The organism is Treponema lecithinolyticum ATCC 700332 (assembly GCA_000468055.1).
Classification (GTDB): domain Bacteria; phylum Spirochaetota; class Spirochaetia; order Treponematales; family Treponemataceae; genus Treponema_C; species Treponema_C lecithinolyticum.
On sequence record KI260571.1, the window covers coordinates 92,392 to 96,963 of the forward strand.

The window sequence follows — 4,572 nt, forward strand, 5'->3', positions numbered from 1 at the left end:
TTTTTCATTTTTAAACTCCTTATAAATGTGAGTATATAATTTTTTTAAAAACATTGCAATAAAAGAGTATAAAATCTCCGTTACGTAATATTGCTGCATGCTTAAATCTACCAAATTATTAAAAAAATCCATAAAATTCGCACAATTAACATTGTATTTATTGCAAAAATAGTGTATCATATATAATATAAACAAACGGAATTTTCTAACAGGAGGATTATATGAAAAAACGGATACTGCCGGGTTTGTGCTTATGCTGCCTGTTTGCATTATTTTTGAGCGGTTGTAAGACACCGCCGAAAGATGAAGCGCAGCCGGCAAAGCCTGCTCAAACTAAAACGGCACAGCAGGGACAAACGGATAGTTTAAAAAAAGCAAATGAAGATTTAATACGGCAAATAGAGGAAGCCCGTGTAAAAGCTGTGGAAGCGGGGGCTGAAAAATATTTTCCCGATGAATTAAAATCCGTAGATACGGCATCGGGTAAAGCCCGTTCGTCGTACGACAACGGCGGCAAACCGGAAGATTTTAATAAAACGGCAACGGATATTTTATATCAGTACAAAGCGCTCGAACAAGCCGCTTTGGCATACGGTGCACGAGAGAAAATAAATGAACTCGGCTTTGCCCGTTATGCGCAAGACGAATACAACGCTGCAGAAGATGCGGCAGCCAAAGCCGAGAATATGTTTAAAAACGGAGCTGCAGGAAAAGATTGGTTTATGCAAACCAAAGCTGCTTCCGACGGCTACCGCTCGGTTTTAAATGCCGGTTATAAAATTTTAGCCGAACAAAAACGCAAAGAAATTCTTGAGCTTAAAGCAAAGGCTGATGCAATAAAATCGGCGGTTGCCGACAAAGAAGGTTATGCAAATGCCATAGCGTTTTATACCAGAGGTGATCAGGATTTAAAATCCGGCGATGCCGAAAGCGGCTACAATAATTTTGTTGCATGTTATGATGCGCTCAGCGATGTGTATGCGCGGGTATCCAAAAAACGCGCGGAAGCTGAAGAAGCCATTGCGAGGGCAAAACGCCGTGTAGAAGAATCGGAAGCCATTGCCGAAAAAGCGGACAATTTGGTGCCTATCGAAAAAGTCGAAGCGCTTGACTCCGAAGACGCAAAACTGCGGGGGGCAGAATAATGAAAAAAACAATATTGATTGTATTGGCTGTGCTTGCGGTATGTGCAGTTGCCGTTTCTGCAGCAAGCTATATGGATAATCCGTATCAAAAACTTGCACGCGAATATAAAGCCAAGTCGGAAAAAGCTTTTGACGAGGGCGAATATGATGCCGCAGTTGAATACTCGGCTTTAGCCGAAGAAAACGCGGATTTGTCCGATGAATACGTAGCGGAAATGCTTGCAAAGTATGAAGCAAACACCCGCATAATTTATGCACGCAATAAATTGCTGTATGCCAAAAACTTAAAAGCGGATGTATACTATCCTATGGCATTCGGTGCTGCCCAAAAAGCGCTCGACAATGCATTGTTGGCTTACGAATTAAAAAACTGGGGAACGGCTACGCTGTATGCCGAAGAATGTATCAATGCACTCGAAGGTATTAAAGAAGTAAAAGCTTTGCCCCAATATTATATTGTAACGCCGTGGGCGCGCTCAAAAGATTGCTATTGGAATATTTCGGGTAAGCCGTTTATTTACAATAATCCGCTTTTATGGGAAAATCTGTATCAAGCAAATAAATCTTCCATGAAAGATCCGGCTAACCCCGATCTTATTTATCCGGGAATGAAAATGCTTATACCGAGCTTAACCGGAGAAATTCGCGAGGGTGTGTATTCTCCGTCAGTAAAATACGATCCGTATAATTCAAAAGCATCGCCGAAAGCTGACGCTATGCCGAAACGGGACACTATGTCCGCTGAAGAAAACATGGAAAACACTTCCGGAGAAAACTCACAAATGTCGACTGAAATCAGCGACAGTATGTACGGAGCGCAAAGCCCCAAAAATTAATTACAGACGGTTTTTAAGAAAAACGGTTGTTGTATAAACAAAGGGCAGCTGCCATAAGCGCATGGACGTAAGGCGGCTGTCCTATTTTTTTGTTTATTTGCTGCAACGGAACCGCTGTGCTGCGTAAAAACTCGTCTTCGTCGGGGTTTTCCGCGTGCCGATACGTTAAATCATGCGCTGCAAAAAAATGCACCGTGTTTGAAAAAAGTGCCGGGTTCGGGCTCATCGAAGCGAGCGGTATAAGCGTGTTTGCGCAAAACCCCGTTTCTTCGGCAAGTTCCCGCGCAGCCGCCTGTTCGGGTTTTTCTCCTTTATCTATTACGCCGCCGGGGAATTCAAAACTCGGTTTTTGGATGCCGTGCCGCCATTGTTCTACAAGTAAAAAACAATCTTCGTTGATACCGAATAAATCTTTTGCTTGGCGGCGTTTGAGTAAAGGAACGGTTATTACCCAATCGGCTGCATCTATAACCACAAATTCTTTTGTACCGCCTGCAGCGTTTTCAGGCGGCTGCGCTTTTTGCATAGTTACCGTTAAAATAGGTGCGGTATACACCGTGCGCTTTGCAAGCGTTTTCCATGCCAAATCCATAGTTTGCAAAATTCCCCTTTGACAACTTCCGTGTTTCGTTTTATTCTATATATAGTTATAGCACAAGCGATATAAAAAAACATCAGGGTGCGTAAAAGGAAAACAGGAGGCGTCCAGTGGCTGTAATTGCAATTTCACGTCAAGTTGCGGCTCTCGGAGATGAAGTGGCTGTCGAATTGGCAAAAATGTTAAACTACCGATTTGTCGACCGAAAAACCATTGAAAACAAAATTGTCGATTTGGGTTTCCCCGCCGAAAAGATGGAAAAATACGATGAAAAAAAACCGGGTTTTTTTGCTTCGTTGGCAAAAGACCGCGATGAATATTTGGATTACTTGCAAACCGCTGTTCTTGAAGCGTCTTCGGAGGGCAACTGTATTTTAATCGGTCGGGGCTCTTTTGTAATATTGGAAGATGTTCCCAACCTTTTAGCTGTCCGTTTTATAGCTAAAGATTCGCTTCGCGTAAAGCGCCTTATGGATGAATTCGGGTGGGATGAAAAACAAGCTTTGCAGCGCATTGAAGAAAGTGATACAAACCGTGTGGGCTTTCATAAAAACTTTTTTAATCTTGCCGTCGAAGATCCCGTTCACTTTCACATGGTGCTGAACACGGGTTTGTTTAATGCACACAGCGCCGCCGTTGTGTTGTCGGAAATGTGCAAAAAACTGATTAGCCCGGAAGCGGAAAAACAAGGTGCGCAAAAAATTAAAGAAATGCTCAGCGCTCAATATGTAGTAAACAAGCTGGTATTCGATTGCAAATTAAACATTAACTTTTTGCGTGCCGTTATAAATGGCAACACTTTAACGTTGCACGGGGTTGCTGAATCCGCCGTTCTTGCCGAAAAAGCCGTGCAGGTTGCAGCCGAGCTTATGAAAGATAAAGAAATAATGTCTTGCATCAGCGTGGTGCAGGATTTTAAATCTTATCCGTAAGTTCGCATTGTAATCTTGAACATGGTTTGCTGCCTCTTGCATTGTTTACAGCTGCCTTTTTTTTTGGTATACTTACAGTTATGAAAACAGCTGATGCGATTTCCGCGGTACGCATCATTTTTGCACCCATCTTTTTTCTTCTTTATTTTGTACCGCTGCAAACGGGAATGTTTTTGCGTGTGTCCGCATACCTTATGCTGCCGCTTTTAATATGTGTTGAATTTACCGACTTTTTAGACGGGTTTTACGCGAGAAAACAGCATGCGGTGAGCGATTTCGGTAAATTGTTTGACCCTTTTGCGGATGTGTTTTTGCATATAACGACTTTTTTTTGTTGTACGTTCAGCGGTTATATGCCGTTGTGGATTTTGCTTTTTATTGTGTACCGTGAATTGGGTATGCTTTTTTTGCGTTTGAACGCGCTCAGGTACGGCATTACTATCGGAGCAAAAATGGGCGGCAAGGCAAAAACCGTGCTGTATATAGCGGCGGGTATGTTTTCGCTTGTTCTTGAAAGTGTGCGCAGATTGGGTATATACGATTCGTTTTTATCCGATATTTTTATGCGGATCGGTTTTGTTTTGTATGTGTTGTGCCTTGCCGCATCTTATGTGTCGTTTATAAATTATGCATTATCGTTTTATGCCGGTATAAAAAATACCGAAAAAACGGCAAAATAAAAAAAAGAAAAAAACGAAAAAAAATCGATAAATTTATGAAAAAGAGCGATAAAGTGCTTGACATAAAATAAAGTAATATGCTATAGTCATCCCACTCGCCCTTACGGGCGGACGGTGCGCTTACACAGCGTTTCCCGTAAAATTAAGCTTCTTTTATATTAAGAATAAAAGCGTAATTTTAAAGACAGTGCAGCTGTAAAAAAAGCAAAAAGCTTTAAAACGGCTCAGAGTAATTTGAAATAAACAGGGAAGGAAAGAAAGAACGCAAGGTAAGGTTATCGGGTGTAAGCAAACGGCAAGCCGTTGTTTGTTTTACCCGTAAACAATATCGAAAACGAAGCGACACGTCTTTTTTTTATTTTGTCTTTTTTTTTAAGATGG

The 4,572-nt window shown here is 41.7% G+C and carries 6 protein-coding genes; 4 read left to right on the plus strand and 2 right to left on the minus strand.

The features are described 5' to 3' along the window. Window positions 1–180: hypothetical protein (locus tag HMPREF9193_RS11345; RefSeq protein ID WP_211227783.1), on the minus strand; the 180-nt coding region annotated here is incomplete at its 3' end. 41 nt (window positions 181–221) lie between these two features. Between HMPREF9193_RS11345 and HMPREF9193_RS10580 the strand changes: the two genes are divergently transcribed. Beyond that, window positions 222–1,145: a hypothetical protein gene (locus tag HMPREF9193_RS10580; RefSeq protein WP_021688142.1), complete on the plus strand. Its 924-nt coding sequence runs from the start codon at window positions 222–224 to the stop codon at window positions 1,143–1,145. Then, window positions 1,145–1,981, plus strand: a complete 837-nt coding sequence (locus HMPREF9193_RS10585; protein ID WP_021688143.1) for a LysM peptidoglycan-binding domain-containing protein — start codon at window positions 1,145–1,147, stop codon at window positions 1,979–1,981. Before HMPREF9193_RS10580 ends, HMPREF9193_RS10585 begins: the two co-directional genes overlap by 1 nt. A gap of 13 nt (window positions 1,982–1,994) precedes the next feature. Here HMPREF9193_RS10585 and HMPREF9193_RS10590 read toward each other — a convergent pair whose 3' ends face one another. After that, entirely contained in the window at window positions 1,995–2,573 is a 579-nt protein-coding gene (locus tag HMPREF9193_RS10590; RefSeq protein ID WP_021688144.1) for an NUDIX hydrolase, read from the minus strand. Window positions 2,574–2,689: 116 nt separating this feature from the next. Here HMPREF9193_RS10590 and HMPREF9193_RS10595 point away from each other — a divergent pair, with 116 nt between their 5' ends. Both HMPREF9193_RS10595 and pgsA read left to right on the plus strand, forming a co-directional pair. Then, entirely contained in the window at window positions 2,690–3,511 is an 822-nt protein-coding gene (locus HMPREF9193_RS10595) for a cytidylate kinase-like family protein (protein WP_021688145.1), read from the plus strand. Between the two features lie 80 nt (window positions 3,512–3,591). Then, window positions 3,592–4,191: a CDP-diacylglycerol--glycerol-3-phosphate 3-phosphatidyltransferase gene (gene pgsA, locus HMPREF9193_RS10600; RefSeq protein ID WP_040848278.1), complete on the plus strand. Its 600-nt coding sequence runs from the start codon at window positions 3,592–3,594 to the stop codon at window positions 4,189–4,191. The last annotated feature ends 381 nt before the right edge of the window (window positions 4,192–4,572 follow it).